Raw genomic sequence first — 26090 nt, 5'->3', positions numbered from 1 at the left:
TTCGTCACTACCTGATCTGTTCGTGTTTGGTTTTGTTGAATACCCAGAAAATAATTGGGAATACGAGCAGTGTTAGAACGGTCGCTGTAATCAGGCCGCCAATAATCACCACAGCCAGTGGTTTTTGCGATTCAGAGCCGATTCCAGTTGACGTTGCAGCCGGGATCAGGCCTATTGACGCCATAAGCGCAGTCATCACTACTGGCCTTGTTCTGACTTTCACACCTTCTATGATCGACTCATTGAGTGACAGTTTTGCCTTAATGTTTTTGTGAAATTCGGAGATAAGAATTACCCCATTTTGGATACAAATGCCAAATAGGGCAATAAAGCCGACGCCGGCAGAAATTCCGAAATTGATGCCTGTCATGTGAAGGGCCAAAATACCTCCGATGAGGGCAAAAGGCACATTGGCTAGCACAAGGAGCGAATCCTTTACATTGCCAAACATGATAAACAAAAGCACAAAAATACCGATGATGCTGATGGGCACCACCTCTCCCAGTCTTTTCGTCGCTCTCACCTGATTTTCAAACTCGCCGGTCCACCCTACGCTATATCCAACCGGCAAATTGATATTGGCTGATACCTTTTTCTGCGCCTCCTCAATAGTACTGCCGAGGTCTCTTTCACGCACCGAAAACTTCACGCCAATAAAGCGTTTGGTATTGTCCCGATAAATAAAGGCTGGGCCTGAAATGGTTTCAATCGAGCAAATTTCCTTCAGTGCGATTTTGGCCCCGTGAATGGTGGGTACCTTCAGGTTAGCAATGTCCCTCTCGTCTTTCCTGTAATCTTTATCATACCTGATGCGCACATCAAATTTCTTTTCTCCCTCATATTTCTGAGTCACTGTTTTGCCACCAAAAGCCATTTCCAGTACAGCTTGTGCATCGGCGATGGTCACTCCATAGGCAGCCATCCTCTCCCTGTCAAGAACTACACTGATTTCCGGTTGCCCAAGGTTCCTCAATATGCCCACGTCCTTAATGCCAGGCACGTCCTTTATTTGTTCAATAACCTGGCCAGCTATTTCATCAAGGTCGTCGAGGTCATCGCCGTAAATTTTTATCGCATTGGATGCGTTGATGCCCGCCACGGACTCGGCAACGTTGTCAATAATTGGCTGAGAGTAGTTGTAAACGATGCCCTGATAGTTCCTGAGCTTTTCATCCATTTCCTCTACCAATTCGTCCAGTGAGATTTTTCGCTTCCACTCCTCCTTTGGCTTCAGGTTCACTTGCATCTGCACATAATAAAACCCACTTGGGTCAGTACCGTCGTTGCTTCTTCCGGTTTGGGAAAGGACGCCGTTTACCTCCTCAAAACTCTGAAGCTCTTTTCTAAGCGTGGCTACAGTCTTCACAGTTTCGTTCAGGCTGGAGCTCATCGGCAGCTTGGCCTCCACCCAAAGTGCCCCCTCATTCAACTGAGGTAAAAACTCGGTACCCAAAAACTTTGATGAAAAGAGCGTAACCGCCAGCAAAATAAGTGCTGTAATCAATGATATTTTCTTGTTCCTGAATGTCCACAAAAACCCCTTCTCAACCATTCGATTCCAGATGTTTACAAACGGATTGTAGGTCTCCTTTACGTTCTTGTTAAGCAGCAGGTGTGAAAGAACAGGCACCAATGTAAGCGTGAAGATCAAAGCGCCAATCAGCGCAAAGCCCAGTGTGTAGGCGAGGGGGGAAAACATCTTACCTTCCACCTTCTGAAAGGCAAAAATTGGCAGCAGGGCGGTAATGATAATCAGCTTGGAAAAGAATATGGCCTTGCCGAGTTCTGTACCTGTTTTCTTGATCATTCCAGCCTTCGCCAGCTTGTTAAAGTTGACCTTTCCTCTGTGCCGGGCCATGTGGTCGAGCGATACGAAGAGTCCTTCCACCATCACCACTGCGCCGTCAATAATAATCCCAAAGTCGACAGCTCCCAGCGAAAGCAAATTAGCACTCATGCCCTTCATCCGAAGGCAGAGGAAAGCGAAGAGTAGCGAAAGAGGAATGATGATAGAAACGATCAGCGTGGTTCGCCAATCGGCCATGAAAAGGAATACAATAACAGTCACAAACACAATTCCTTCAAAAAGATTGTGCATAACGGTATTGGTGGTGTAAGTCATCAGGTTGTCCCTGTCGTAGAAGGTTTCCATTTTCACATCTGACGGTAGCACCCGGGTATTGAGCTCTTCTATTTTGGCTTTCACTCTCTCCAGTACCTCCTTAGGGTTCTCACCCTTCCTCATCACAACAATGCCTTCGACTACATCGTCGTTGTCGTTCAGACCTACCTGGCCCACCCGTGGCATTGAGCTTTCTATTACCTCGGCCAGGTTCTTCACAAGCACCGGGTTACCGTTTGCATCATCGACGATAATATTCTCAATGTCCTCCGGGCTTTGCAGCAATCCAATACCCCTGACAACATAGGCCTGACCATTCTTTTCTATCACATCTCCGCCAACATTGAGGTTACTCTTTGCCACGGCTTCATACACCTCAAGGGGTGTGACGTCGAATTGTGCCAACCTGTTGGGGTCAATACTTATCTCATAAACTTTCTCCTGACCACCAAACGCCACCAGGTCGGCCACGCCAGGGATAGAGCGCAGTTGTCTGTCGATCACCCAGTTTTGAATGGTAAGCAACTCCCTGGTGTCTCTGTTTTTACTTTTCAGCGTATACCGGAAAACCTCTCCAGTCGGGCCGTAGGGTGGTTGCACATCAGGCTCCACGCTTTCGGGCAGCGACACGTTTCTGAGCTGATTATTGACCTGTTGGCGGGCAAAGAAGTCTTCCACATCATCGTCAAATATGATTTTAATCACGGAAAGACCAAACATGGTAATGCTGCGAACGCTGGTCTTCTTCTGGACAGAGTTCATAGCGATTTCTATAGGCGTAGTAACGAATCGCTCAATTTCTTCTGCGCTTCGGCCGTTCCACTCGGTTACGATGATGATTTGGGTATTGGTAACGTCTGGAAATGCCTCGATGGGCATGTTTTTGAAACTGATAAAGCCAGCAATCACGAGCATACCGACCCAAAAGAACGTGAAGGCCCGGTTCTTGAGCGAAAAGGCAATAATGCTTCTAATGAACTTATTCATGAACTTTAGTCAGTTAGGGCGTCGTAAATGAGCAGCTGATTGTGGGTAACTACCCTGTCTCCTTCTTTCAATCCGGCGGCGATATAGGTGATGTCACCCAGCTGCCTGAAAGTCTCAACTTGTCTCACTTCCAGGTCAAAACGATCGTTGAAAACGACCACAAAGTTTTTACTCTTGTCAAAGATTACGGCGTTGGAAGGAACAGCCAGCATTTGCATGTCTTCAGTGTAGCTGACACGAATCGAGGCTCTCATTTCCGGTTTCAGCATATAATCATTGTTGGCCAGTTTAATACGAACTTTCATTGCTTTTGTGGCGGGGTCAATGATGTTGAATATCTTGTCCACCTTGCCATGAAATACTTTGTCCTTATAGCTGAGTGTTGTTACAAAAGCATCAACCCCAAGCTTCACTTCATTGATATCGCTCTCGTTAACGTTGGCAATCGCCCACACATCATCTATCTGGGCGATGTCGAAAATGTTGTCCGTCCGGTCGCTCCTGAGTTGCATGTCCTGATTGATGTTTTTCTCAATCACAAAGCCACTAATAGGCGACACCACCTCGTAGATTGAGCCCGACTTCATGTTGTAAATCCTATAGGTTTCCTCGATTCGATTGAGTTGCGACTGAGCCTTTTCTTGCTGGCTTTTGGCCTCTATCACGTCTCTTTCAGCCACCAATTTTCCCTCATAGAGTTCTTGCGCTACTTTCACATTATTCAGCGCCACCAACAAATCATTCTTGGCATCTTGCATTTCCTTCTCAAAGCCGGCAACCTCCGTACTTCTTATGGTAGCAAGTAGCTGACCCTTGTTGACATAATCGCCCAGCTCCACATATACCTTTACCACGTTGCCTCCCACCACAGGAAATACTTCTATCAACTTGTTGTTATCGGTGGTGATTTTGCCATAGAACCTTAGTTCGTTCCGAAGCGGCTCCAGAGAGGTTTTGGCCGTCGTAGTAGACTTAAACATGGCATCGCTGAGCACAAATGTTTGCTCTCTTTCACTCGTGTCGGTATCCGGTTGGTGGCATGCCCAAAGGGTCGCCAACACTGTCACGAGAATGATTGGTAGTAGCTTTCTCATCGTTTATTTATTCAGAAAACTGGCGTAGAAGTCGTGTAATTAATTCGCTCGCAGGCACCTGCGTAGTCTTTTCTAATGTTGTTGGACTGAATAATACTTTGCTGATAGCTTTCCATAAAATCGGTAAATTCTATCAGCGAAATATTCCGTTTCTGGAAGTTAGCCAGCACCCCTGCATACACTCTGTCAAAATTGTTGAAATCGGAGTCGGGTGAGTTGATATACTGATAGTTGGCAAAGGCCTCTTCATACTTTTGCAAAGCTGTAATGATCTCGTTCTGCAATTTTGATGACTGCATCTCATATAGCTTTTGCGATTGCGCTAACTCTGCTTCGGCTAGTTTGATATGCCCCTGATTTCGGTTCCAAAGCGGCAGAGGAAGGCCCAGCGTAAGATTTACCTGATTTTGAAAGGCACCTCCCCGTTGATCGTAAGACGCTCCGAGAGTAAGGTCAGGAATAGCCAAGGACTTCTGCCACTTCACGTTCCATTGATTCGACTCCACGTGCTGGGATGCGTACAAGAAGTCGGGCCTGTTAGCCGAAGCAGCCTCCGCCAGCACGTCTGCCCCTAGAACGGGGCGCTGTTCATATATTTGCAGCTCGGCGGCTGTAGGGTTGGGAACAACATCTGTCCCGGAGTCCAAAAGCAGCCTGAGTATCGATTGCTGTTCTATGATATCGTAAGCCAGCATGGTGCGGTCATTCTTAAGTCCGAGATAAAGCGACCGGAGCCGCACCATGTCTTTGAGGGCAATGTTTCCTTTCTTCACCTGCACTTCGTATGCCGCCAGAAGCGAGTCTACATTGCTTAATTGGTTGTCGAGTGCCGCCACCGACACCAAGTCGTAATAAATGGAGAAGTAGCTAAATCGCAATTGGTACTTCAAGTTCCGAAGAAGATCATTGAACTGAAGCTCGGCCAGCTTCACGTTGGACCTCGCCAGGTTCACCTCATTCTTTTTCTGCCCACCAAGGTGAATAAGTTGCTCAATTGCAAAGCCTTTCTGTCCCGCCTTTCCAACATCCAACATCCTATTGTCCTGCGGATTCAAAGCATTCAATTCTGCCGAAAAGTAGGGGTTGTCCCAAAGCCTTGCCTGGATCGCCCGTGCTCCTGCTGCCTCCACATTGTATTGTTCAGCTAGCATAAGAAGGTTGTCGTTCAAAAACTTCGACTCAGCCTCGGCTAGTGTATAGCCTCCCTGCCCAAATGCCCCAAAAACTGTGACCAAAAACAAAAAGCCTGTAATATGATAGCGCATCCTTTGCTTACCGTCTTAAATAACCTGGTAGCAAATAGACGGCGGCGAGCTTATAGAAAGCTTAAAGACTACCTTAAATAAACCTTAAATTTTAAAAGTGACCGCCACTTCATTTTTACGAGCCTCCGGAATCCTATAGGTGATGGATGCGTTGTGGTATTGAAGAATTCGTTGAACTATACCCAGCCCAAGCCCGCTTCCCGGCTTATTGGCGGTATTGGATCCTCGCTTGAACGCCTGAAAAAGCCTGGTAAGCTCACTTTCAGAGGGTGTTTCTCCACTGTTAACAAGCACTAGTTCGATTGTATCGGTATTGATGCGCAATGTGCAAAGCACCTGCTGATTGTCAGAGTACAGGTAGGCATTTTTCAAAAGGTTAGTAATGGCGATGCCCAACAGAACTTCGTCCCCCTCTATTTCCAGACTTATCTCCTGGCTGGTGTTGTTCTCTATTTCAAAGTGAAGCTTGTAGTCGGGGTAAATCCTGGAAAGTTTTTGCGAGCAGGCAAAGATCGACTCGTCAAGCCTCACCTTCTGAAAGGAGCCCAGCCCCTTCTTTTCATCTATTCTTGATAAAATGAGGAGAGAAGTGACAACGTCGGATAGCTGGTAAGTATCTCCAGAAATGCTTCGCAAGGTCTGCCTTGCCTCCGGCGAAAGGCTCTTCTCATGCGCCACGTTTTCAAGCTGAGTAACTATCCGGGTAATGGGGGTTCGAAGCTCATGTGATGCGTTGGACGCAAATTCTCTCTGCCTTTTATAAGAACCCTCTATCCGGTCAAGCATCTGGTTAAACGAACCCGAAAGCATGTCGATTTCATCTTTTTTTCCGGAGGCCGGAAGCCTGATATTAAGGTTGTTGTCTGTAATCTGCTGAATCTTCTCCCGCACAATGTCCAGAGGGAGCAGGCTTTTCTTACTAAGGTAAAATGACAAGATCCAAACCGTGGTTGCACCCACAAAAAAGGCCCCCAACAAAAGATACTTCAAGTAATCGAGCTTTCTGTTTCCGTATTTGTCTTCGGCAGTAACCAGTGCAAAGTAATCCTTCTCATTGGAGTCGTAGTACATGCCATAAACATCATACTCGTTACTCCTTTTAAAAAAAGTCTTATTGTCCCTCAGGTACTTTAAATCGTCCTGGTTCCAGCTAATGACAGCATCATCGATACTGCTGTAAATCAGGTCTAAACTATCGTTGAAGATTAAGATTTTCTCATTATACAGCTTGTGGATGGTGTTCCTGTCGATGATTTTAAGCAGCTGATAATCTACCTCTTTTACTTCTACAAGAAGCTTGATGGAGGTGATCGCCTTTTCTTGAAGGCGCTCCTCAAAATCCTCTTTTCTGAATTGAGAAAACAGCGAAAATATCATCAGAAGCACAACCCCCAGAAGTGCCGAAAACAGCAAGCTAAAAATGATAGAAAATCGCTGCTTCAGGTTCATGTTACTCTTCCTCCTTCAGATAATATCCAAAGCCTGGTCTGGTATGGATAAGTTTCGAGTCAAAGCCCTTGTCTACTTTGTTTCTCAAAAAGTTGATATACACCTCAATAGTGTTGGTGCCTGTTTCAAAGTTGATGTCCCACACCTGTTCAGCTATGGCTTGCTTTGAAACAACTCGACCCCGGGCATTGGCCAGCAACTCCAGAAGTCGATACTCTTTAGGTGTTAGCACGATTTCCTTTTTTGCCCTCCACACCTTCATCTCATCAACCGAAATCTCCAAATCAGCGACCTTCAGCAAACTGTCGGGCGTCTTTTGCGGTGACACACTTCTGCGCAGCAATGCCTTGATGCGGGCCAACAACTCCTCAATCTGAAATGGTTTTACCAGGTAATCGTCCGCTCCATATTCAAGCGCTTCCACTTTGTCCTCCACAGCACTGTAGGCGGTTAACATCAGGATGGGAGTAGCACTGTCGGTCTGTCTTATTTTTTTGCAAACCTCTATCCCACTCATGGAAGGCACATTAATATCGAGCACATACAATTGGTAGCTACTGGCTTGTAGCTGCTTAAAAAAAACCACTCCGTCATATACCACGTCGCAAGTCATGCCATGGCTCGCAAAAAGCCGCTTCAGCTCATTGGCCATCGTAAAATCATCTTCCAGCAGCAGTACGTTGGTCATGGTTTAAAAAGTGAGTGGCAACAGTTCACAATTATACGAGTAATAAGGATTCATAAGACCTCTTTTTCAGAAAGGATCACTCCACTCCAACATACAGCCCATCCTCCCTCCACTCCAACGGGCAACAGTCCAGATCGCTGCCTCTTTGCTCTGCCTCCTCCCCAGTTTCCATGTTGAAACGATAGCTGTGTAATGCACATACTATTTCACCGAAGGGATTGACCCTCCCCTGGTGCAGCGGAAACCTCATATGTGGACAGGCGTCGTGAAAAGCAAAAACTCCTTTCGGCGTCATCACAAGGCAAAGCGTTTTCCCGCCAGCCGTCAGTTTTACCGGCTTGTTCATCGTCAGACTGTTTTGCATGGCCTGTTTGCCGGAAAATACCTTATACCATTGCATGTATTGTTACTATTACAATTATTTTTACCCCGATAGCTAAAATTAGAACAACGATGCTCGATTGCCAAAGAGATAAATTTTTTCTGCCTGAAGGTGTGCCCTACCTCAACTGCGCCTACATGTCGCCTATGATGATCAAGGTTGAAGAAAAAGGCATCGAGGGTATGCAAAAAAAGCGGTTTCCTTATCAGGTCTCGCCACAAGATTTTTTTTCGGATACCGACGAGTTAAGGACCCTGTTTGCAGAGATAATTGATACACCTGAGCCCAATCGAATAGTTGTGATCCCTTCTGTGTCTTATGGCATGGCCACAGTTACCAGGAACCTGAAGCTGAGCAAAGGCGATGAAGTCATTGTTGCGGGAGAGCAGTTTCCAAGCAATGTTTATCCGTGGATAAACGCTTGCCGGGATCAGGGAGCAGAGCTCAAAATAATTGCTCCACCAGAGCTGGCAGGAGGACGTGGAAAGAAATGGAATGAGAACATTCTGGAAGCGATCAGCCGTAAGACTAAACTTGTGGCGATCAGCCATTGTCATTGGGCCGACGGAACAGTTTTTGAATTGAAGAAAATTCGGCAGCGCACCAGGGAGGTTGGTGCTTTGCTGGTCATTGATGGCACGCAGTCGGTGGGAGCTTTCCCATTCAGTGTAAAAGAAATTGAGCCCGATGCCCTGGTTTGTGCCGGGTACAAATGGCTGATGGGCCCTTACTCCATCGGGCTTGGCTACTACGGCCCATACTTTGACAATGGCTCGCCGGTAGAAGAAAACTGGATCAACCGATTTGAAAGTGAGAATTTTGCTAACCTCATCAACTATCAGGAGAATTATCAACCCGGAGCCCTCCGCTATGAGGTGGGCGAGCACAGCAATTTTATTCTTGTGCCCATGCTAAAGGCTGCTCTCAAACAAATCATCAAATGGCAGGTGCCTGAAATAAGCGGGTATTGCACTCAACTCACCCGGGAGGCTATTACCATTTTGCGCAACAAAGGCTATCTGATCGAAGATGACGCCTATCGCTCTCCTCACCTCTTTGGGGTTAGGTTCAAAGAAAAGACCTCTTTTGAGAAAACCCAGGCCCTCCTTCAACAGCACAAAGTCAGTGTTTCCGTCAGAGGCACCTCTATCCGCATTTCACCCAATGTTTACAACAATTTCGACGACATTTCTGTCTTACTTAAATGCTTCGAATGATTAAGGTTAACCAAATGGTAGGTTGTTTTCAGCCTATGCAAAAGCCAACCGCTCTAACCTTACTTCTGCTGTGTTTTTTTCATTCCATTTTTGCGCAGGTTCCGGTGATGGAAAACAACCCCGCCACATTAAAATGGAATGAAATAATAACCGACAACTTCAATGTGCTCTTTCCCGAAGGCTTTGAAAAAGAAGGTCAGCGAATGGCCAACACCCTGGAGCACCTCCATGGCCCTGTCTCCAAGTCGCTGGGCAAGAAGCCGAGACCTATTCCAATTCTGCTACAAAACCAGGGAGTTATCTCCAACGGGTTTGTAACACTGGGGCCTAGGAGATCTGAATTTTATACCTCTCCCCCGCAAGACTATAAGTTTCTCGGCAACAACGATTGGCTCAACACGCTGGCTACCCACGAATTCCGGCATGTGGTGCAATTCGACAAGTCCATCACGGGAATCTCAAAGCTGGGCTATTGGTTTTTTGGAGAGGACGTACTGGCGGGCCTGGCATTTATCTCAACGCCACTTTGGCTTTGGGAGGGCGACGCCGTGGGGATCGAAACAGCCATGTCCGGTTCGGGCAGGGGTCGTATTCCCTATTTCCAGGCACTTCACCGTGCCAATGTGCTCGACAGAGGGGGTTTTAAGTATCAGAAGCAGTATTTGCGATCCTACAAAGACCAGATTCCCAACCACTACCTCACCGGTTACCTGATGACTACCTTCCTCCGCAGAACTTACGGTGATGACATTCTGGACAGAGTAACCGAACGTTCCTTTAGCTGGCCAATTCTCCCCTTCACGTTCTCCAGGGCACTGAAAAAAGAAACTGGACTCAACGTCACCAGAAACTACAACCTCATGAGCGAGGAAATGGAAGGGCTATATGAAAAACAGGTGGCCGAGCTTCAACTAACAAGCTTTGATACCATTACCAAAAACAGAGGAAAGGCGTACACTGAATATGCTTACCCACAGTTAACGTCAGACAAAGAGTTACTGGCCATTAGATATGGTATCGGAGATATATCGCAGCTGGTACGGCATCAAGAAAATGGTGACTGGAAAGTGCTGCACACACTAGGAGTTTGGGAAGACAACGGTTACCTGTCGTCGGGCGGTGACAAGGTAGTTTGGAACGAGATTCTTTTTCACCCCCGCTGGGACAAAACCACCTATTCCTCAATCAAAGTTTTTGATTTGAAAACAGGAAAAGCAGCTACCCTGGGCAAACGCAAGCGCTACAAAGGAGCAGGCATTTCGCCAGATGGCACAATAGTGGTTACCATAGAATCAAGCATCGACAATCAGTTCAACATTGTGCTGCTCGACGCAAAAAGCGGTAATGTCCTCAACAGATTCGAAAACCCCGGCAATCACTTCTATTCAATGCCGCAGTTTTCAAGCAACGGGCTATCGATAGTAGCACTGAAGCATGCTGCTCCAAAGAAAAGCATCGTTAGCATTGATATCGAATCAGGTCAGGAAACTGAATGGATCAGCTCAACAACTGAAAACATAGGGCATCCTGTGCTGACGGATGACTGGTTGCTTTATGCCTCCGATGCATCCGGGCTCGACAATTTATATGCCCTCAACCTTTCCTCCAAAGCACGCTATCAGGTGACCTCGTCACGAATTGGGGCCTACAACCCAAGCGTTACAAGCGATGGAAGTTGGATTTACTACAACGAGATGACCAAAGATGGTTGGGACGTTGTTCGGATTCCGTTCGAGGCTGCGAACTGGACTAAAATCCAGGAAATGGTGGTCAATCCAGTCAACTATTTTGAGCCTTTGGTAGCGCAGGAAAACCAGGCTGATATACTTAACACTGTGCCGGAAGTAACCTTTGACATCAAAAAGTATCATCAGTTCAAACACCTTTTCCGGCCCTACGGTTGGGGCTGGATAAACACACTCAGCGACAGACAAATCGAGCTCGGGTTTTATTCGCAAAACATTCTGAGCACCATGTATATGGATGCCGGGTACACCATTAACCTCACGGAAGGTACCGGGTACTGGTCGGCCAATCTCTCCTATCAGGGCTTACCTGTTATTCTAGATGTGGGGGTGCTGTCTGGCACCAGGTCCGTTTTTGAAAATGTCAACAACGACAACAGACTGTATACCTGGACTGAAAAGGGACTCAACGGCGGCCTTCGTATTCCTTTTCACCTCACGCACTCAAAGTATCAGGAAGATGCTTCAGTGGCAGCTGTGTTTTCCTCGACTCTGGTTGAAGACTATGCCAATCCGGTGCTGGACATTGACCAACAGAGAAATGGCTCCCTTTATTCTGCGCAATACAGCCTAAGCTACTCCCGGCTTCTCAAACAAAGCAAGCGTGATATCTATCCAAAATGGGGGCAATCGGTTAGCCTCAGCTATTTTGACACGCCATTTAAAGGAAGCGATTACTTGTCGACTCTGTGGTCGGGAGAGGCATACCTGTATCTGCCTGGTGTGCTGAAGCACCATTCCGTCAGACTGCGTGGAGCCTACCAAAAAGAGGATATCAATAACTATAGGTTTCGCAGCCAGGTTCAGTATGTCAGAGGCTATGGCTACACATCGTTCAAGGACCTGACCACGTTTTCCGCTAACTATGCGTTACCGCTAGTTTATCCTGATCTCGCCCTGGGCCCATTGCTCTATGTCCAGCGAGTTCGGGCGAATGCATTCTACGATTATGGAATAGGAACCACACCCTCTTCCGACGTTACATTCAGTTCAGTAGGCCTCGACCTCTTCTTGGATTACAATATCATGAGATACCTGCCTGTTTTTTCCACTGGTGTCAGGATGGTATACATACCAGAGCAAGACACCTATGTTTTCAACGTGCTGCTCGGCTCGATTGGCTTCTAGCTACTTCTCCACCTTCACACCTTTCCAAAAAGCCACATAACCCTCTATGTTTCTGGCTAGCTCGCTGGCTTCAGGGTAATACCAGGCGGCGTCTTTGTTTTGCTCTCCAGCCACTTCCAAAGTGTAGTAAGAAGCAGTCCCTTTCCAGGGGCAGACTGTATGAGTGTTGCTTTCTTTAAAAAACTCGCTCTTGATGGTGTTGGCCGGAAAGTAGTGATTGTTTTCAATAACAACAGTGTCATTGCTTTCTGCTATTACCTGGCCGTTCCAAATCGCTTTCATAGGTGCTTGCTTTTGATATACCTTTTTAACATCAAAATGGGTTATTGGTTCTGCCACCCAGTAATATTTGGGCCAACTATCTTCCAGCTGACAAAAATCAGCTCTTTTTATTTGGACTGATTTTAAATAAGCCCTAATTTGCATTGATTTTAATAGTTTATGCTACCAGAAGACGCTCAGGAGCTTTTCAAAAATGGAGTAGGTGCTTTGTACCAAAGCACTTCCAACAAGCGGTTCTACCTTGTTTTTCAGGGTGTGGTGCAGCCTTTCAATGCCATTCAGTTCAGTCGGCTGAAATCAAAAATGGAGGGAGTTAATCCTGAAAGTCTCCTGCTTAGTCACTCCCTTTGCGACACCGAGGTTGTGTATATCCCGTCAATAGATGTATTGCTCGTTATGAGGGTGCAGGAAATGATCGGTTTGAAAGACCTCTTCGCCGGGGCAGCCACCATGCTTGAGCTGACCTCAATTCTTTATAAGCGGGTTTACAACGTACTTATTTAGTTTAATTACAAATCAGCCGGCAGCTACACTTTTTGGCTTCGATTCCTGTTATCTTAGCCTATTGAAACCAGATTTTGTTATGAAGGATATTGTAAGAATGAAAACCTCACTTTCTGAAGAAATTGAGAAACTTTTGAACGAGCAAGTGCGCAGAGAAGCCATCAGCTCCTTCAACTATTTAGCCATCTCCTCCTGGTGCGAGCGCAACGGTTACGTGCATAGCGCCAGGTTCTTTGAGCTTCAGTCCGACGAGGAGCGTGCTCACATGAAAAAGATATTCAACTATATCTCGAGCGTGGGCGGGACCGCCATTGTGCCTGAAATCACCAATATTGTGCAGGAGTTCGACTCTTTCAAGTCCGTTTTCGAAATTGCTCTGGAGCAGGAAATTGCCATTACTCATTCTATCAACAACATCGTTGATAAGTGCTACAAAGCAAAGGATTACACCACTGCTTCTTTTCTCGACTGGTTTATCAACGAACAGGTAGAAGAAGAGGCTACTGCAAGAAGGTGTCTTGAAATATTTGAGCTAGTCGGTGAAGAAGGCGTTGGCAAGATTCTTATCGACAGAGAAATCGGGAAGACCAGAGGCACGGCAGAATAGCTGTAAAAATACTTATGTTTGAAGGGCTCCCAAAAGGAGCCTTTTTCATTTCAGTACCCTTATTGCCCAGTTTATCGTATTAGTTCAACAAGTCAGGAGAGGTGAATCTATTTTGATCTTTCGGGAGCCTACTTTTAATTTTTGGTTATTTTTTAACTTCAACTAATGAAACGGATTTTCTGCCTGGTCTGTGTTTTAACTATGGCTTGCTTGTGCCATCTACATGCCCAAAACAGGGCGAGAGACGAAGAGCCAAAAGTGTTGTTCGGAGGCGAAAAAATCAACATTTCCGGGTTTGGAGGAATCATCCTGGAATTCTCATCCATTGAGGGTCATGCTGCCATTATGAATGGCGGCGGTGGAGCGGTACTCTTCAATAGGTCGCTCTTTCTTGGTGGTTACGGGCTCAGCCTCGCCAATAGTATTCATAAAGAAGCTGCCGGTATCAGGCGGGAAACCAGTTTTACCCACGGTGGTTTTTATGCAGGCTACGTCTTCTTTCCGCACAAGCTCGTTCACTTTGGGGTGAGCAACAGGCTGGGCTGGGGAGTGATTAGGTTGACACCAGAGGATGCCTTTTTATCGAGCACCGCTCCCATATCTGACAACGTATTCGTGTGGGTGCCTCAGCTAGAGGCTGAAATGAACTTCTCCCATTGGATGAAAGTCAATGCGGGTGTAGGCTACCGTACGGTATCAGCCGTTAGCAATTCCTTTTACGACAATAAGGATTTTAGCAGTCCATCATTCACCTTATCATTTCTATTCGGTTGGTTTAAATAAGACATCATGGAACAATCACAAAGACGTTTGGTCTTAGGTCTATTTCTCATCATCATTGGCGTGCTTTTTCTCCTGAGAAACCTCGATATCATCGATTTGCCCTGGTATTTCCACACCTGGCAAATGCTGCTCATCGGGCTTGGTGCCTTCAATTTCCTCACCGGAAACCGTTCAGCCGGTTTTATACTTGCAGGTATTGGCGCTGTTTTTTTGCTTCCAGACATTATGACTTTCAATTTCCGTGATCTCTGGCCAATTGTTTTGATCATTATCGGCGCAAGTTTCTTTTTTCGAAACCGAAACAGCGCTGACGAAGACGCCTCGGGCTAAAAGACTGCATAGTCGACAAAATTAAGTTTTTTGGTAGAGCCAACCGTCATTTCACCAGTCATTGGTCGTAAGAGGGACAGCTGTAGGATCAATCTGTATTCCTGGGTATTGAATGTTTGGTGTGTGGTTGAGCAAAAAAAAGGCTGCCCTATTCGAGACAGCCTTTTACCATTAGCTGGGTTGTAAAACAATAAACTATTCCTACTTACTTCTTCCTTAGCTGTGTTGAAAAACAAATTCCTTTTTTGAGCTTCCTGGCTTTGCCTAACCCGCTTCATTTCTGCACGGGTTGCTCTGTTACTTACAATACAAATGTAGGGCTGATGTAAGAATCATTTTTCCCCTACTTGGTATAGCCATTACCCGTGTACTTTTTTTCAACAAAACGATGATTTCCACAGGCCGAGCATATTCAGAAACGTTGAAATGAGCACATTGGTCACTCTTTTTTAACGTGAAGCCGTTTATTTACCCCACGGCTGTTTTTTCGGCTGGCCAAACTGATTATATTCGCAACGTAAAAAACAAAAGCAATATGTTTAATCCTGCTGTTACTTCTGGTGTTGATCTTTTCGTTTACATCGCTATTGGACTTATCTCTCTTGTCAATGCGCTTCTTTTCGTTAACGCAAGAAAAACGAAAGCTAAGGCTGAAAAGAACCACAAATAAGGCACTGCTTTCAGAGAAATGAGTGCATCCGGCTCATTTGTTTCTGTAGAAAATGAGCAAAAAGTATACGCCATTGGCGATATACACGGCTGCATCAATACGCTAAAAGCTTTATTGGATCAAATTGACTACAAGGGGCAATCGCCTCTTTTTTTATTGGGTGACTATGTAAACAAGGGTCCCTCTTCTGTTGCCACCCTCAATTTTATCATTGATTTAAAAAGCCGGTTTCCCAAAGTCCTTCCACTGGCAGGCAATCACGATCAGTACCTCCTCTCCTTTCTCACGAGAGACGACGACGATTGGCTGGATTCCTCGGAATATGCCAACATGAAACGTTATGAAGAGTATCAGATCATTTCTGCCGACGAAAAGCGGCTATTTGTAGATTTTCTTCTTTCGCTTCCCCTGTACTACGAAACTGAAACCACCTTTTTTGTACATGCCGGGTTCAACTTCGAAAGGAAAAGCATTTTTGACGATACCAGTGCCATGGTCAACACGAGGGCTTTTCACTATGACGCCCGCAAGGCCAGCAACAAGCGCCTCGTTCATGGACACCTTCCTGTAGAATTGGCAATTATGAAAAAAAGAATAGAGAGAGAATTTCCAGTGATTCCACTGGACAATGGTTGTGTGTATTCGGGCGAAAGAAAGGATATGGGATCGCTCTGCTGCCTTGAACTAAACAAAATGAAGCTTTTCACTCAGCCCAGGATCGACTAAATCAAAAATCCAGGGAACTGCCGGGATGCAATTGCTGGCGCCAGCCTGCTCGTTATACTTCCAGGTCTTTGTTGTGGCTGCTCACTTTGCTGTTGGGCAAAATAATGGGGCAAATAATTGCCAACACAAACAAAACGCCAATAATAACTACCATTGCCATAGTTCTGAAATTTTAATGAGAGCCCAAATATAGATCAATATTGTATTGACGCCAACAAATAGTTTAACTGGCTGATAATCTCATTAAATTTATCGCCAGCCCTTACCTGTTCTATACAACTCCCTGCTGTAGCATGGCGTCCGCTACCTTTCTGAACCCTGCGATATTGGCACCCTTCACGTAGTCAACAATCTTGCTGCCAGCACCGTGGTTAACACAGTTTTCATGAATACTTTTCATAATAATTTTAAGCCTGTAGTCCACTTCGTCCCTCGTCCATGACAGCCGTTGGGAGTTTTGTGCCATCTCCAGTCCGGATGTTCCCACACCGCCAGCATTAGATGCCTTACCAGGCGAAAACAGCACATCCTTGTTCCTCAGAAAGTGCATGGCTTCGGGGGTAGTGGGCATATTGGCTCCTTCAAAAACGCCAATCACTCCATTCTTCACCAATGTTTTGGCGTCATCTTCGTCAAGCTCATTTTGAGTGGCACAAGGGTATGCTATATCGCACTTTATTCCCCATGGCGTCTTGCCCTCGTGAAACTCCGCCTTGAACTTGTCAGCATATTCTTTTATCCTGCCCCTTCTTACATTTTTCAGGTCCTTAATAAAATCGAGTTTCTCTGCGTCAATGCCAGCTTTATCGTAAACAAAACCAGAAGAGTCTGACACCGTCACAACTTTTGCGCCAAGCTCAATAAGTTTTTCGGTGGTAAACTGAGCTACATTTCCCGAGCCAGAAACGACAGCCGTTTTGCCTGCTATCTCATGACCGTGGTGCCGCAGCGCTTCGTCGCTGAAGTAGACGCAGCCGTAGCCAGTCGCTTCAGGCCTGATCAGGCTGCCGCCATAGTTCAGCGACTTGCCTGTGAGCACGCCCGTAAACTCATTGGTTATTTTCTTGTATTGCCCAAAAAGGAAGCCTATTTCCCTGGCACCTACGCCGATATCGCCTGCCGGCACATCCGTGAACTGGCCGATATGCCTGCAAAGCTCAGTCATGAAGCTTTGGCAAAACTTCATCACCTCATTGTCGCTTTTTCCCTTGGGGTCGAAGTCGGAGCCACCCTTACCCCCGCCCAGCGGAAGGGTTGTAAGACTGTTTTTAAATACCTGCTCGAACGCCAGAAATTTAAGTATGCTCAGGTTGACCGAGGGGTGAAACCTCAAACCACCTTTGTATGGCCCAATAGCAGAATTCATTTGTATCCTGAACCCTCGGTTCACTTGAATCTCCCCTTTGTCGTCCAACCAGGGCACCCTGAAAATCACCACTCGCTCTGGCTCCACCATCCTCTCCAAAATTTTGGCCTTTTTGTACACAGAATGCTCCTCCACAAAAGGAACTATCACCTCGGCAAATTCCAATACAGCTTGCAGGAATTCCTTCTCTCCGGGGTTTTTTGCTGCAGTTCTTTCCATAAATGCGGATACTAAAGCAGTGTGGTTCATGTCTCTTTTTTTTAGGTGTTGATTGATCTCAAAAAATTAATATAAAAGTTTTCAGTGACAAACGTAAACTCAGCAGAAAAAACCGCCTTCACAGAACCCCATTCAGTTTGTCGTTGCCTGTCACAGTGGTCATTTGAAAGTAAATGGTTATTTTTGTGTGAAACGTAAAAAATGTCGCTTCACCACCCCATTGAACTAACCAAAGCCCAGGAGTCGAGGGCTGCTATTGAAAGAGTTTATATCGAAATGCGCCACCTGTTCAACAGTGGCATCTACAAGCCTTCGGGGGCGTCTGGTCAGCAGCTTACCGACTCACTGCTCACCCTCCGACCGGAAATTTATGGCTCAATGAATGACCCCTCAAAAGTTGAGCTGGACGGCCTGGTATATGTGATCGAACGACTTCCAAAGGGGATAGAGGAGTGTCGTTTTATCCGGCTGATCTCAGAAGAAGGTTATCACAAATCTGGCTTTGAAGTACTCATTCCTCATGCGAGAAAGAGGAACTGCTATCGGATTGACGACGAGCAAATGTTCATTGAGGTAACCAGAGGCAGAAGTGAGATTTACGACATTCTCACTCACCTTACCTTTATGTACCATGAAGCGGAGAAAATTAAAGAGCATGCCTATGACGGGGGTGGTAAGCTAAGAAAAGAATGGCTCGCACTGGAAAGGTTGGTCACCAGTGAGCAGGATTTGAAAGGAAAAAGCAAGGAGCTTGCCTTCACTTACCTGTCGACATTACTGGGTAGAACCTACGAGGAAACAAAGGCGGCTGTTATGCGCCTACAGTCGTCCAAGTCGAATAACAATGGGCTGTTTCACATTGTCTACTGGCTGGGAACCCTGATCATTCGTGAAAAACAGGAAAGCAAAACCATCGAAATTTCGTTTTCTCCCACCCTCCGCCAGCGCATTGGACACCACATGTACGGTGAGCGCTGGTCGCAGCAAATCAACAAATACCTGATAAAGGCAAAGCTGCTCGACCGACCCATCCACGTCATCAGCGCCAACCTTCATAGTTTCCTCAACACTCTTTACAGCTTTGCTGCCTTAAAAGAATCGGAACGCAAGAAGCAAAGCCTGGAAGATGTAGCACTTATGCTAAGCGACCCGAAAAACAAAGAGCTCAATGACCGGGTGGAAGCGTTTGCTTCCAAAAATGGCCTCCACCTTATCAAAGACAGCAACGGAACCAACATCTCTGCTCAGGTAATCGATACCGCTAAAATCAACTTTGATCTCCTTCCCACAGAGATTAAAGCAGACCTGACAAAGGCCAAGAGCAAGAAACCAGTGCTGATTGTTTTCGATTACGCCTTTGGCGAGCAGGCCTACGAGATCATGGATGAGCTGTTGAAACCGCTGGAGGAAAACGATCAAATTTCGATCAGGGTGGCTTCAATCAATATCATGGGCAAGGCGGGCATATTGCAGGGAGGCAAAGGAGACATTATGATTCCCACAGCCCATGTGTTCGAAGGCACTGCGGACAATTACCCCATTGTCAATGATTTCAAGGCCAGCGACTTCCACGCAAAGGGGTTATATGTTTGTGAAGGGCCTATGATCACCGTGCTTGGCACCTCTCTTCAAAACAAGGAAGTGCTGGAATACTTCGAAAGCTCCTCGTGGAATGCCATTGGACTGGAAATGGAGGGTGCGCACTATCAGAAAGCTATTCAGTCACACGCAATTATCCGCAACAGTATTAGCAGAGATGTGGTACTAAGGTACGCCTACTACGCATCTGACAATCCTTTGGTAACGGGCAACACACTGGCTTCGGGAAGTCTGGGCCTCGTGGGAGTGAAACCTACCTACCTGATCACCACTGCCATTATCAACAAAATCTTTCAACAGGAAGATTAGGGATCAATCTGTATTTCTGGGGGGATTGATTTTTGGCATTGGTATTTTGTGCTAGCATAAAAAAGCAAAAGGTCCAAGCGAGATGCATTGAACCAGTTTTGCTTTTTTATTGCCTCCTATTTGCTGAATCGAATAACGTTCCTTTTGAGTTTTATCCCTCAGGTTTTCTGCTTGATCCAAGATTAGCTACACACTCAGAATCAGAGCTTTTCTGATACGGAAAGCAGTCTCTCTTTTCAGCGATTATGGCAGAAATATTACATCTGTAATGATAGGGTAATAGAATAGTAATGAACAAGTTACGCTGTGTTACGTTATTTACAGTAGCTAATTATACCAAATCATGCAACTGAGTAATCTACAATCGGAAATTCTTCACTCGGTGGAGAACCTAAAGACAGATCAGCAAAAAGATGTGCTTGAGTACATCTCAGAACTGCAACTAAATGATCAGCGAGTCAAAGCAAGGCTAAAGAGCCAGGCGCTAAAAGAAATCAGGCTGGCCCTGAAGAATGAGGCGTTTGCTTAGCTAGTCTTCTGACAGCACGATTATCTTGTCCTTACTGGAAAAGGTAATCAGATCAGATTTCTTTGGGTTAACCACTACCCCGTAGCCCTGGGTGGCATTTCTGGCATCGGAAATTTTCCGGTAGCCAATAGCTACTTCATTCTTTCTGGCGGCCGACTCCAGAATCGTGTAGAAGTTCACCGGCTTATCTACATTGATATAATCTGTAACCGGTTTTATGTAAATCTCAGAACCGTCTGCGTCAAAAAGATCCTCAAAAACCCTCATCAGGTACTTGTTCTCAGCTACCTGAGTCATCAATAAACTCAGCAGTTTATCACTAACTATAAAATCGTCGGCACTGGTAATATCTGCCAGCTGCCTGTTTCTCATGTCGAGCATTTCCGACACAATGTTCATTTTTCGTGGAGAACTGGAAGAAATATTACGCAGGTGAAGCAGGGTAATTAGTGTTTGGGCATCCGCTTCCTGAATGGGGTAGTACTCCTGATAGCACAGCAGCATAATGTAGTCGAATGTCTGACATTTCTGTGTCTCCAAAACTGCTCTGTCCGTAGTGTCAACCATTTCAAACTCAAGAGTGAGGTTGCTCACTGTCTTCTTTAGCTTCTCTATTGGCGCTACCGCATCGTCAAACTTCGAGATTATTTTAATGGAAGATCCAGGCTGCACATAGTTGTCCAACTCCTGAATAATTGTTTTGGCCCTATTATTCCAGCCAATCAGCAAAATTGTCTCGGCGTGGGTAACATCCACTTCGGTCGTTCTTATTGAGCCCTCTTCCAAATTGAAATTTGTGCGATTAGACACAATCATTGTGTCATCGTCTTCGGTTACTCCAATCATTAAGTCGCCAGGCTGAATGACGGTACTCATTGGTGGATTTACCTCCACGTGGTTATCGGAAGCGAACTGTATGCCGATGATGGCTGAGTCTTCGTAACTGAAAATAGCCTCCCTGAAAGTCTTGCCGACCAGCTTCGGCTCCTCCACAAAATAGATTTCATCGCCGCCAAAATCCATTAGCTCGATATAAACAACCGACAGCCCCGACTGCCGACTTGTTTGCACCATGATTTTAGACACAAAGTCGTCGGAAAGGATCAGCTCTACCTCGTCCTTGCCTACCATTTTTGCTACCTCAAAGTTCCTTTTGTTTTCTATTTCAGCAGTGATATGATACGGGGCCTGCCTTCTGTGTGGACTGGAAATGATAGCCAGGATGGTTTTGATAATTTGACTGTCCGAATTCTCGTTCTCTTTATCCAGAATAATGATAGACTTTGAGTTCACAGGGTTGCCTATCTCAAGGTCATGCAAGTCGATCGGGTTACCAGTTCTGCAAATGATCTTGGTGTTCTTGGTGTTGCCAATTTTGTCCTTTATCTCGTCTTCCATCAACACCTTGTCCTTGTCAGCCAGGATCACAATCTTAGGGTTCTTCTGGTTTTCGTTAGCGATGATAAGCTCTGGAATGATGGTGAATATTTTTGAAGACCAGCCCAGAATGAGCACATGATCCTGCTCCATTACGAACGAACGACCCTTTCTTAGCTGATCCAGTTTGTCCATAATTCCATTGGAAATCAAACCAATCAGGATACTGAGGATGACAATACCAAGCAGCGTAACCAGGAACATGAAAATCCGGAAGTCCCAGTGGCCATCATGCTCGCCAATCGTACCGGGATCCAGCACGTGCATCAGGCTGGTCCAGAAGGTATCGAGAAAGTTGAGCCTGGTTACCTCATCGGGGTGAATATTGGCCAAATACAGAATAGTGGCGAACATCAAAACCAGAAGCAATGCCACCAAGCCCAGGTACGAAATAAGCTTGGTAGAGCCTGCGGACATGAAATTATCAAATGCGTATTTCAGCCGGGCCTTGGTTGATTCGTTATTCATTAATAGGGTTTAAACAACTCAAAAAAAAATTTCCATTTCGTCGATGGAAACAAAATTATCTAATTTACCAGTATAGTAAAGCATAAACCTTTCAATTACCGGATATATTTGGGATAAAACACCTTTGCCCATAAAGTGATCACAACGAATTTACTGATTGAGTATGAAAGTAATTGACGAATAAAAGCCTTCCAACTGCTGAAGGTGAGCTCAAAACCACCCCGTAAGCCTGAGATAATCATACAGCGTTACCCTAAACGCTTCTCTTTTTTCGTCAGACACAAAAAGCGGCGTTTCCTCTCCATCCTGTCGCAGCACAAATCTACCCCCATCTATCGTAGCGTTATAAAGGTTGGCTGAAAAGCTTAGTTGGTCCCGCATATTACCTTCTGCATAGGTGATGCGGTAATCAGGCAAAGAATCACTGCTGACCGTAATATCGATTTCATTTAGGGCACTCCACTCCTCTGACCAATTAAGCATCAAATAGGCCCTGTCCTGTCGCCAATTGAACACGATAGTTGGGATCAGCGGGGATAACGAGTCCCTATCCCATGTCTTGTGAGTATAGAGGTAAACGCCGGCTTCCTGCTCTTCCATTGTGGTGTAGGCAGACTGCCGCATGTTCTTGAAAAAGAGTTCGGAACGATCGGTCGTTTTAAAGTCGAGTTTCTCCACATCAACTTTTTTGCCCTTGTCAACGTTACATGCTAGTAGAAAAAATACACCCCCTACTAAGGTCAATACATTTTTCATTTGGTAAGAATAGTGCTTCCTTTGAACACAAATGTCTCTCTGATTAGTTTTCCGCCTTATAATTATTAAACAATGAAGAAAATACTTATTGCTGTTGTATTGCTGGTTGTAATTGTTGGTTTGGCTTCATCCTGTGGCTATAACAAGATGGTCAGCCTTGAAGAAGGTGTTAGTGGCCAATGGTCGCAGGTGGAAAATGTTTATCAAAGAAGGGCCGATCTTATTCCCAACCTGGTGAATACGGTAAAGGGCTATGCTGATTTCGAAAAAGAAACCCTTACGCAGGTAGTAGAGGCCCGGGCAAAGGCAACTTCTACAACTATTAGTGCCGACAATTTGTCTCCTGAAGGGATGCAGCAGTTTCAGCAAGCACAGGACGGGCTTGGTTCAGCGCTTAGCCGACTGATGGTAGTGGTCGAGCGTTATCCTGACTTGAAAGCCAATCAAAACTTTCTCGAGTTACAAGCTCAACTTGAGGGCACCGAAAACAGGATTGCTGTTGAAAGAAAAAAATTCAATGAAGTAGTTCAGGCTTACAATACAACCATACGGAGGTTTCCAGGCAACATTACAGCCGGTTTGTTTGGGTTCGATAAAAAAGGCTATTTTGAAGCTTCTGAGGGTGCAGAAAAAGCGCCTGAGGTAAAATTCTAGACTATGGCGAAAGAATATTTTAGCGAAGAAGAACGCCGCAATATCGTGCAAGCGATCAAGGAGGCCGAGCTGGCCACCTCCGGCGAAATTAGGGTACACATCGAAAGACATTGTCAGAAAGATGTGCTGGACAGAGCTGCGGAGGTCTTTTCTACATTGAACATGCAGAAGACCAAGCAACGAAACGGCGTTCTTTTTTACCTGGCTGTAGAAGATCACCAGTTTGCGATAATTGGTGATGCCGGTATCAACCAGGTGGTGCCTGACCATTACTGGGGCGATATCAAAGACCACATGAAAGATCGCTTCGTGTCGGGACAGCTCACCCTTGGCCTGAGTGATGGCATCCGCATGGCTGGCGCCCAACTAAAAGAGCATTTCCCTTACCAAAAAGACGACGTAAACGAACTCCCTGATGACATTTCCTTTGGCCAAAATTAAGTTTCTCTATTTTTTCACTGGTTTACTGTTCATGGCCAGCTTAGCGGCTTCGGCACAGAGTTTTCCAAAGCCAATGTCGCCGCCAAGGATCGTGAACGACTATGCCAATTTGCTAACCTCTCAGGAATCTAATATGCTGGAGAGTAAGCTAAGGCAATACAGAGACAGCACCTCCACTGAAATGGCTATAGTTATTGTAGAAACAGTAGGTCAGAATGATATTGATGTATACGCCGTTGAGCTTGCCGAGGAGTGGGGTATTGGCGGCAAAAAATATGACAATGGCATAATTATTCTTGTCGCTCAAAACGACAGAAAGGTTAGTATCAAAACCGGGTATGGAATGGAAGGGCCTATTCCCGATGCATATGTAAAAAGAGTAATCGACAGATATATCATACCTAACTTCAAGCAAGAAAAATATTTCGAGGGGCTTGATCAAGCTACGAGCCTTATGATGAGTATGGCCTCAGGTGAGTTCAAGGCAGACCCACGAACGGCAAGAAAAACGCCAGGAATTTTGTCTCTTATTATCGTTTTCTTCTTTGTCATCGTTCCTATTATTTCGGTTTTCCGGGGAAGAAGAGGGCATTTTTCTTCACGCAAACCTGGCTTCTGGACAATGCTCTTCCTCATGTCGAGCATGAACCGGGGCCGTGGCAATACTTTCAATGATTTCAACAGTGGCAGAGGAAGCTTTGGCGGCGGGAGCGACTTTGGTGGTTTTGGGGGTGGAAGCTTTGGTGGCGGTGGCGCCAGCGGTTCCTGGTAGTTAGTCTTTTCTAAACACCAGCGTTGTCATGCATCTAACGTCATCTACTACCGTAGTCTTCACAGGTTCTATAAGCTGCCACGAAAAGTTGTCAACGATTTCCTCTATCAAACTTCTGTTGAGTAAAAACCTTATGGATCCATCAGGAATCAGGTAACGACCGTTTCCCTGGTCTTCGGTAGTCTCGGGCAGACCAATATCACTGGTCATGCGAATAAAAAGAATGCCCTCGGGGGCTAATACCCGGAACAATTCGGCCACCTGTTTGTGAAAAGCATCCACGCTTTCGGCAAAGTGTAGCACAGCACTGCTGATGACAATGTCAAAGTAGCCAGCTGGCAAAGGCAAACTCTCAGCATTTCCCTCTATCAGTTTTCTTTCATCAAAGCCCGGTCTGATTCCCTTCAGCAGGTAACGAAGCATTTGCAGGGCAGCAGGGTTTTGATCGAAACCATACACATCAAAGCCTTCTCTGGCAAAATAGACGAGGTTTCGTCCCTCGCCACAGCCTACGTCCAACACCTTGCTTTTTCCTTCAAAGCGGCCCTTGAGTACTTGATCCAAAAGGTATATGTCGATATTGCCCAGTTGGGTATTGAGTTCTCTGAAGTTCATTGCTCCGGTTCTGATAAAAGGTTGGATGCCTTCAAGGCCTCGTCAAATGCCTGCCTTCCGGCTTCTATTATTTCCTTGGCCCTGTAGAACTCAAATGTGGAACAAGCCTGCCTTGACACCTCAACACTTAACTCCGGCTTGTATTGCTTCAAAAGCTCGGACGTAAGCCGATCCTGTAGAAGGTCGAGGGAGTCGTTGAGCAAATCAAAGAACCCTAGTTTCTTCTTTGCTGAGCTGGAGCCAGGAATCACCTTGCTTATCTGACTCATCATCTCCTCCAGCCGCTTTGTGTATTGATTAGATTCTTTTTTCTCGGGTTTCTTCAAAGGGCTAACGTACGGCTTGAACGCATTTACATTGGAAACAACGAGGATGTCGCCTTTTGTTCTTTTCACTCTATCAGCAGGCACGGGGTTGGTCACACCGCCGTCTACATACAAACCGTCTCCCGACTTAAGGGGCGTGAGCACTGTGGGTATGGCTACGGACGCTCTGATAGCATGGTACATACTCCCGGAGTCGAACACCTTCTCTTTTTGCGTATTAAGGTCAGTTGAAACGGCAATGAAAGGGATTTGCATTTCTTCAATAGGCCGATCAGGAATAAATTTTTCCAGGTTCTTGAAAACCTTTTCCCCCCTGATGAACCCTTGCGAACTGAAAGTAAAGTCGATGAGCTTAAAAACCTCAATCCTATCAAGATTGCCAATCCACTCCTTGAATTCCGACAACTTGCCACAAGCATGAAACGCACCGACAACCGATCCCATAGAGGAACCAGCAATCGAGGTGATCTCGAAGCCGTGGTCTATAAGCCCTTCGATTACGCCAATATGAGCGACTCCCCTAGCCCCACCACTTGAAAGCACCAACGCAACTTTTTTACCCATGTGTAAAAATAGTTTTTAACAGCCACTTAAATATGTAAATTTTCGACCTAAATCTA

At 45.8% G+C, this 26090-nt stretch carries 25 protein-coding genes; 13 read left to right on the top strand and 12 right to left on the bottom strand.

All coding sequences use genetic code 11. The annotated features are described in order from the left end of the window. Positions 1-7 precede the first annotated feature (7 nt). The 6 genes from RIF36_RS28365 to RIF36_RS28340 form a co-directional block, all read right to left on the bottom strand. On the bottom strand, positions 8-3109 hold the full coding sequence (locus RIF36_RS28365) for an efflux RND transporter permease subunit (protein WP_350121827.1): 3102 nt from the start codon (positions 3107-3109) through the stop codon (positions 8-10). Between the two features lie 5 nt (positions 3110-3114). Then, positions 3115-4203 carry an efflux RND transporter periplasmic adaptor subunit gene (locus RIF36_RS28360; protein ID WP_350121829.1) on the bottom strand — a complete coding sequence of 363 codons (1089 nt, stop codon included), beginning with the start codon at positions 4201-4203 and terminating at the stop codon, positions 3115-3117. Positions 4204-4214: 11 nt separating this feature from the next. Continuing rightward, a complete protein-coding gene (locus tag RIF36_RS28355) occupies positions 4215-5468 on the bottom strand; it encodes a TolC family protein (protein WP_350121831.1) in 1254 nt (417 codons plus the stop codon). Positions 5469-5552: 84 nt separating this feature from the next. Further along, the gene (locus tag RIF36_RS28350; protein ID WP_350072415.1) at positions 5553-6917 is read right to left on the bottom strand and encodes a HAMP domain-containing sensor histidine kinase; all 1365 of its coding nucleotides are present in this window, start codon (positions 6915-6917) and stop codon (positions 5553-5555) included. A 1-nt stretch (position 6918) separates the two neighbouring features. Continuing rightward, positions 6919-7605, bottom strand: coding sequence for a response regulator transcription factor (locus RIF36_RS28345; RefSeq protein WP_350072416.1), 687 nt, complete (start codon positions 7603-7605; stop codon positions 6919-6921). 76 nt (positions 7606-7681) lie between these two features. Beyond that, entirely contained in the window at positions 7682-8005 is a 324-nt protein-coding gene (locus tag RIF36_RS28340) for a Rieske (2Fe-2S) protein (protein ID WP_350121833.1), read from the bottom strand. Between the two features lie 53 nt (positions 8006-8058). Here RIF36_RS28340 and RIF36_RS28335 point away from each other — a divergent pair, with 53 nt between their 5' ends. Together RIF36_RS28335 and RIF36_RS28330 are read left to right on the top strand one after the other, a co-directional pair. Beyond that, positions 8059-9204 (top strand): aminotransferase class V-fold PLP-dependent enzyme, encoded by a 1146-nt coding sequence (locus RIF36_RS28335; RefSeq protein ID WP_350121834.1) that lies wholly within the window; start codon positions 8059-8061, stop codon positions 9202-9204. Further along, positions 9201-12077 carry a TolB family protein gene (locus RIF36_RS28330; RefSeq protein ID WP_350121835.1) on the top strand — a complete coding sequence of 959 codons (2877 nt, stop codon included), beginning with the start codon at positions 9201-9203 and terminating at the stop codon, positions 12075-12077. The genes RIF36_RS28335 and RIF36_RS28330 overlap by 4 nt, the downstream gene beginning before the upstream one ends. On the opposite strand, the gene RIF36_RS28325 is transcribed toward RIF36_RS28330, so the two are convergent. Beyond that, positions 12078-12503, bottom strand: coding sequence for a DUF427 domain-containing protein (locus tag RIF36_RS28325; RefSeq protein WP_502880039.1), 426 nt, complete (start codon positions 12501-12503; stop codon positions 12078-12080). It lies immediately after the preceding gene. A gap of 15 nt (positions 12504-12518) precedes the next feature. Between RIF36_RS28325 and RIF36_RS28320 the strand changes: the two genes are divergently transcribed. The 6 genes from RIF36_RS28320 (at position 12519) to RIF36_RS28295 (ending at position 15979) form a co-directional block, all read left to right on the top strand. Then, positions 12519-12863 carry a hypothetical protein gene (locus RIF36_RS28320; protein ID WP_350121837.1) on the top strand — a complete coding sequence of 115 codons (345 nt, stop codon included), beginning with the start codon at positions 12519-12521 and terminating at the stop codon, positions 12861-12863. A 79-nt stretch (positions 12864-12942) separates the two neighbouring features. After that, complete coding sequence (locus tag RIF36_RS28315) at positions 12943-13470, top strand: ferritin (RefSeq protein ID WP_152001489.1); 528 nt, start codon at positions 12943-12945, stop codon at positions 13468-13470. 201 nt (positions 13471-13671) lie between these two features. Further along, positions 13672-14253: a hypothetical protein gene (locus RIF36_RS28310; RefSeq protein ID WP_350121839.1), complete on the top strand. Its 582-nt coding sequence runs from the start codon at positions 13672-13674 to the stop codon at positions 14251-14253. A gap of 6 nt (positions 14254-14259) precedes the next feature. After that, a complete protein-coding gene (locus tag RIF36_RS28305; RefSeq protein ID WP_350121841.1) occupies positions 14260-14583 on the top strand; it encodes a LiaF transmembrane domain-containing protein in 324 nt (107 codons plus the stop codon). 535 nt (positions 14584-15118) lie between these two features. Further along, positions 15119-15253, top strand: a complete 135-nt coding sequence (locus tag RIF36_RS28300; RefSeq protein WP_350121843.1) for a hypothetical protein — start codon at positions 15119-15121, stop codon at positions 15251-15253. Positions 15254-15271: 18 nt separating this feature from the next. Beyond that, complete coding sequence (locus RIF36_RS28295) at positions 15272-15979, top strand: metallophosphoesterase family protein (RefSeq protein WP_350121845.1); 708 nt, start codon at positions 15272-15274, stop codon at positions 15977-15979. Positions 15980-16250: 271 nt separating this feature from the next. Here the strand turns inward: RIF36_RS28295 and gdhA are convergent, their stop codons facing one another. Beyond that, positions 16251-17594, bottom strand: a complete 1344-nt coding sequence (gene gdhA, locus RIF36_RS28290; protein ID WP_350121847.1) for an NADP-specific glutamate dehydrogenase — start codon at positions 17592-17594, stop codon at positions 16251-16253. 171 nt (positions 17595-17765) lie between these two features. On the opposite strand from gdhA, the gene RIF36_RS28285 reads away from it, so the two are divergent. Further along, on the top strand, positions 17766-19472 hold the full coding sequence (locus RIF36_RS28285) for a DUF6909 family protein (protein WP_350121849.1): 1707 nt from the start codon (positions 17766-17768) through the stop codon (positions 19470-19472). A gap of 343 nt (positions 19473-19815) precedes the next feature. Continuing rightward, positions 19816-20001, top strand: coding sequence for a hypothetical protein (locus tag RIF36_RS28280; RefSeq protein WP_152001483.1), 186 nt, complete (start codon positions 19816-19818; stop codon positions 19999-20001). On the opposite strand, the gene RIF36_RS28275 is transcribed toward RIF36_RS28280, so the two are convergent. Both RIF36_RS28275 and RIF36_RS28270 read right to left on the bottom strand, forming a co-directional pair. Beyond that, entirely contained in the window at positions 20002-21906 is a 1905-nt protein-coding gene (locus tag RIF36_RS28275) for a CASTOR/POLLUX-related putative ion channel (protein ID WP_350072427.1), read from the bottom strand. Between the two features lie 210 nt (positions 21907-22116). Further along, complete coding sequence (locus RIF36_RS28270; RefSeq protein WP_350121851.1) at positions 22117-22662, bottom strand: hypothetical protein; 546 nt, start codon at positions 22660-22662, stop codon at positions 22117-22119. Between the two features lie 72 nt (positions 22663-22734). Here RIF36_RS28270 and RIF36_RS28265 point away from each other — a divergent pair, with 72 nt between their 5' ends. The 3 genes from RIF36_RS28265 to RIF36_RS28255 are packed head-to-tail and all read left to right on the top strand — an operon-like array spanning position 22735 to position 24529. Beyond that, the gene (locus RIF36_RS28265) at positions 22735-23316 is read left to right on the top strand and encodes a LemA family protein (protein ID WP_350072429.1); all 582 of its coding nucleotides are present in this window, start codon (positions 22735-22737) and stop codon (positions 23314-23316) included. A gap of 3 nt (positions 23317-23319) precedes the next feature. Continuing rightward, positions 23320-23757 (top strand): TPM domain-containing protein, encoded by a 438-nt coding sequence (locus RIF36_RS28260; RefSeq protein ID WP_152001479.1) that lies wholly within the window; start codon positions 23320-23322, stop codon positions 23755-23757. Then, complete coding sequence (locus RIF36_RS28255) at positions 23732-24529, top strand: TPM domain-containing protein (protein ID WP_350121853.1); 798 nt, start codon at positions 23732-23734, stop codon at positions 24527-24529. Before RIF36_RS28260 ends, RIF36_RS28255 begins: the two co-directional genes overlap by 26 nt. Here the strand turns inward: RIF36_RS28255 and RIF36_RS28250 are convergent, their stop codons facing one another. Both RIF36_RS28250 and RIF36_RS28245 read right to left on the bottom strand, forming a co-directional pair. Then, a complete protein-coding gene (locus RIF36_RS28250; protein WP_350072431.1) occupies positions 24530-25144 on the bottom strand; it encodes a class I SAM-dependent methyltransferase in 615 nt (204 codons plus the stop codon). Further along, entirely contained in the window at positions 25141-26034 is an 894-nt protein-coding gene (locus tag RIF36_RS28245) for a patatin-like phospholipase family protein (RefSeq protein WP_350072432.1), read from the bottom strand. Before RIF36_RS28245 ends, RIF36_RS28250 begins: the two co-directional genes overlap by 4 nt. Positions 26035-26090: the final 56 nt, after the last annotated feature.

Origin of the sequence: Imperialibacter sp. (assembly GCF_040222815.1) — a bacterium.
Taxonomy (GTDB): domain Bacteria; phylum Bacteroidota; class Bacteroidia; order Cytophagales; family Cyclobacteriaceae; genus Imperialibacter.
The sequence above is the reverse complement of the archived record's forward strand: the minus strand, read 5'-3'. Positions and strand labels throughout refer to the sequence as shown.

Excerpts from the sequence above, each read along its gene's own strand:
- RIF36_RS28365 (WP_350121827.1), bottom strand. The coding sequence starts at position 3,109 with ATGAATAAGTTCATTAGAAGCATTATTGCCTTTTCGCTCAAGAACCGG.
- RIF36_RS28360 (WP_350121829.1), bottom strand. The coding sequence starts at position 4,203 with ATGAGAAAGCTACTACCAATCATTCTCGTGACAGTGTTGGCGACCCTT.
- RIF36_RS28355 (WP_350121831.1), bottom strand. The coding sequence starts at position 5,468 with ATGCGCTATCATATTACAGGCTTTTTGTTTTTGGTCACAGTTTTTGGG.
- RIF36_RS28350 (WP_350072415.1), bottom strand. The coding sequence starts at position 6,917 with ATGAACCTGAAGCAGCGATTTTCTATCATTTTTAGCTTGCTGTTTTCG.
- RIF36_RS28345 (WP_350072416.1), bottom strand. The coding sequence starts at position 7,605 with ATGACCAACGTACTGCTGCTGGAAGATGATTTTACGATGGCCAATGAG.
- RIF36_RS28340 (WP_350121833.1), bottom strand. The coding sequence starts at position 8,005 with ATGCAATGGTATAAGGTATTTTCCGGCAAACAGGCCATGCAAAACAGT.
- RIF36_RS28335 (WP_350121834.1), top strand. The coding sequence starts at position 8,059 with ATGCTCGATTGCCAAAGAGATAAATTTTTTCTGCCTGAAGGTGTGCCC.
- RIF36_RS28330 (WP_350121835.1), top strand. The coding sequence starts at position 9,201 with ATGATTAAGGTTAACCAAATGGTAGGTTGTTTTCAGCCTATGCAAAAG.
- RIF36_RS28325 (WP_502880039.1), bottom strand. The coding sequence starts at position 12,503 with ATGCAAATTAGGGCTTATTTAAAATCAGTCCAAATAAAAAGAGCTGAT.
- RIF36_RS28320 (WP_350121837.1), top strand. The coding sequence starts at position 12,519 with ATGCTACCAGAAGACGCTCAGGAGCTTTTCAAAAATGGAGTAGGTGCT.
- RIF36_RS28315 (WP_152001489.1), top strand. The coding sequence starts at position 12,943 with ATGAAGGATATTGTAAGAATGAAAACCTCACTTTCTGAAGAAATTGAG.
- RIF36_RS28310 (WP_350121839.1), top strand. The coding sequence starts at position 13,672 with ATGGCTTGCTTGTGCCATCTACATGCCCAAAACAGGGCGAGAGACGAA.
- RIF36_RS28305 (WP_350121841.1), top strand. The coding sequence starts at position 14,260 with ATGGAACAATCACAAAGACGTTTGGTCTTAGGTCTATTTCTCATCATC.
- RIF36_RS28300 (WP_350121843.1), top strand. The coding sequence starts at position 15,119 with ATGTTTAATCCTGCTGTTACTTCTGGTGTTGATCTTTTCGTTTACATC.
- RIF36_RS28295 (WP_350121845.1), top strand. The coding sequence starts at position 15,272 with ATGAGTGCATCCGGCTCATTTGTTTCTGTAGAAAATGAGCAAAAAGTA.
- gdhA (WP_350121847.1), bottom strand. The coding sequence starts at position 17,594 with ATGAACCACACTGCTTTAGTATCCGCATTTATGGAAAGAACTGCAGCA.
- RIF36_RS28285 (WP_350121849.1), top strand. The coding sequence starts at position 17,766 with ATGTCGCTTCACCACCCCATTGAACTAACCAAAGCCCAGGAGTCGAGG.
- RIF36_RS28280 (WP_152001483.1), top strand. The coding sequence starts at position 19,816 with ATGCAACTGAGTAATCTACAATCGGAAATTCTTCACTCGGTGGAGAAC.
- RIF36_RS28275 (WP_350072427.1), bottom strand. The coding sequence starts at position 21,906 with ATGAATAACGAATCAACCAAGGCCCGGCTGAAATACGCATTTGATAAT.
- RIF36_RS28270 (WP_350121851.1), bottom strand. The coding sequence starts at position 22,662 with ATGAAAAATGTATTGACCTTAGTAGGGGGTGTATTTTTTCTACTAGCA.
- RIF36_RS28265 (WP_350072429.1), top strand. The coding sequence starts at position 22,735 with ATGAAGAAAATACTTATTGCTGTTGTATTGCTGGTTGTAATTGTTGGT.
- RIF36_RS28260 (WP_152001479.1), top strand. The coding sequence starts at position 23,320 with ATGGCGAAAGAATATTTTAGCGAAGAAGAACGCCGCAATATCGTGCAA.
- RIF36_RS28255 (WP_350121853.1), top strand. The coding sequence starts at position 23,732 with ATGACATTTCCTTTGGCCAAAATTAAGTTTCTCTATTTTTTCACTGGT.
- RIF36_RS28250 (WP_350072431.1), bottom strand. The coding sequence starts at position 25,144 with ATGAACTTCAGAGAACTCAATACCCAACTGGGCAATATCGACATATAC.
- RIF36_RS28245 (WP_350072432.1), bottom strand. The coding sequence starts at position 26,034 with ATGGGTAAAAAAGTTGCGTTGGTGCTTTCAAGTGGTGGGGCTAGGGGA.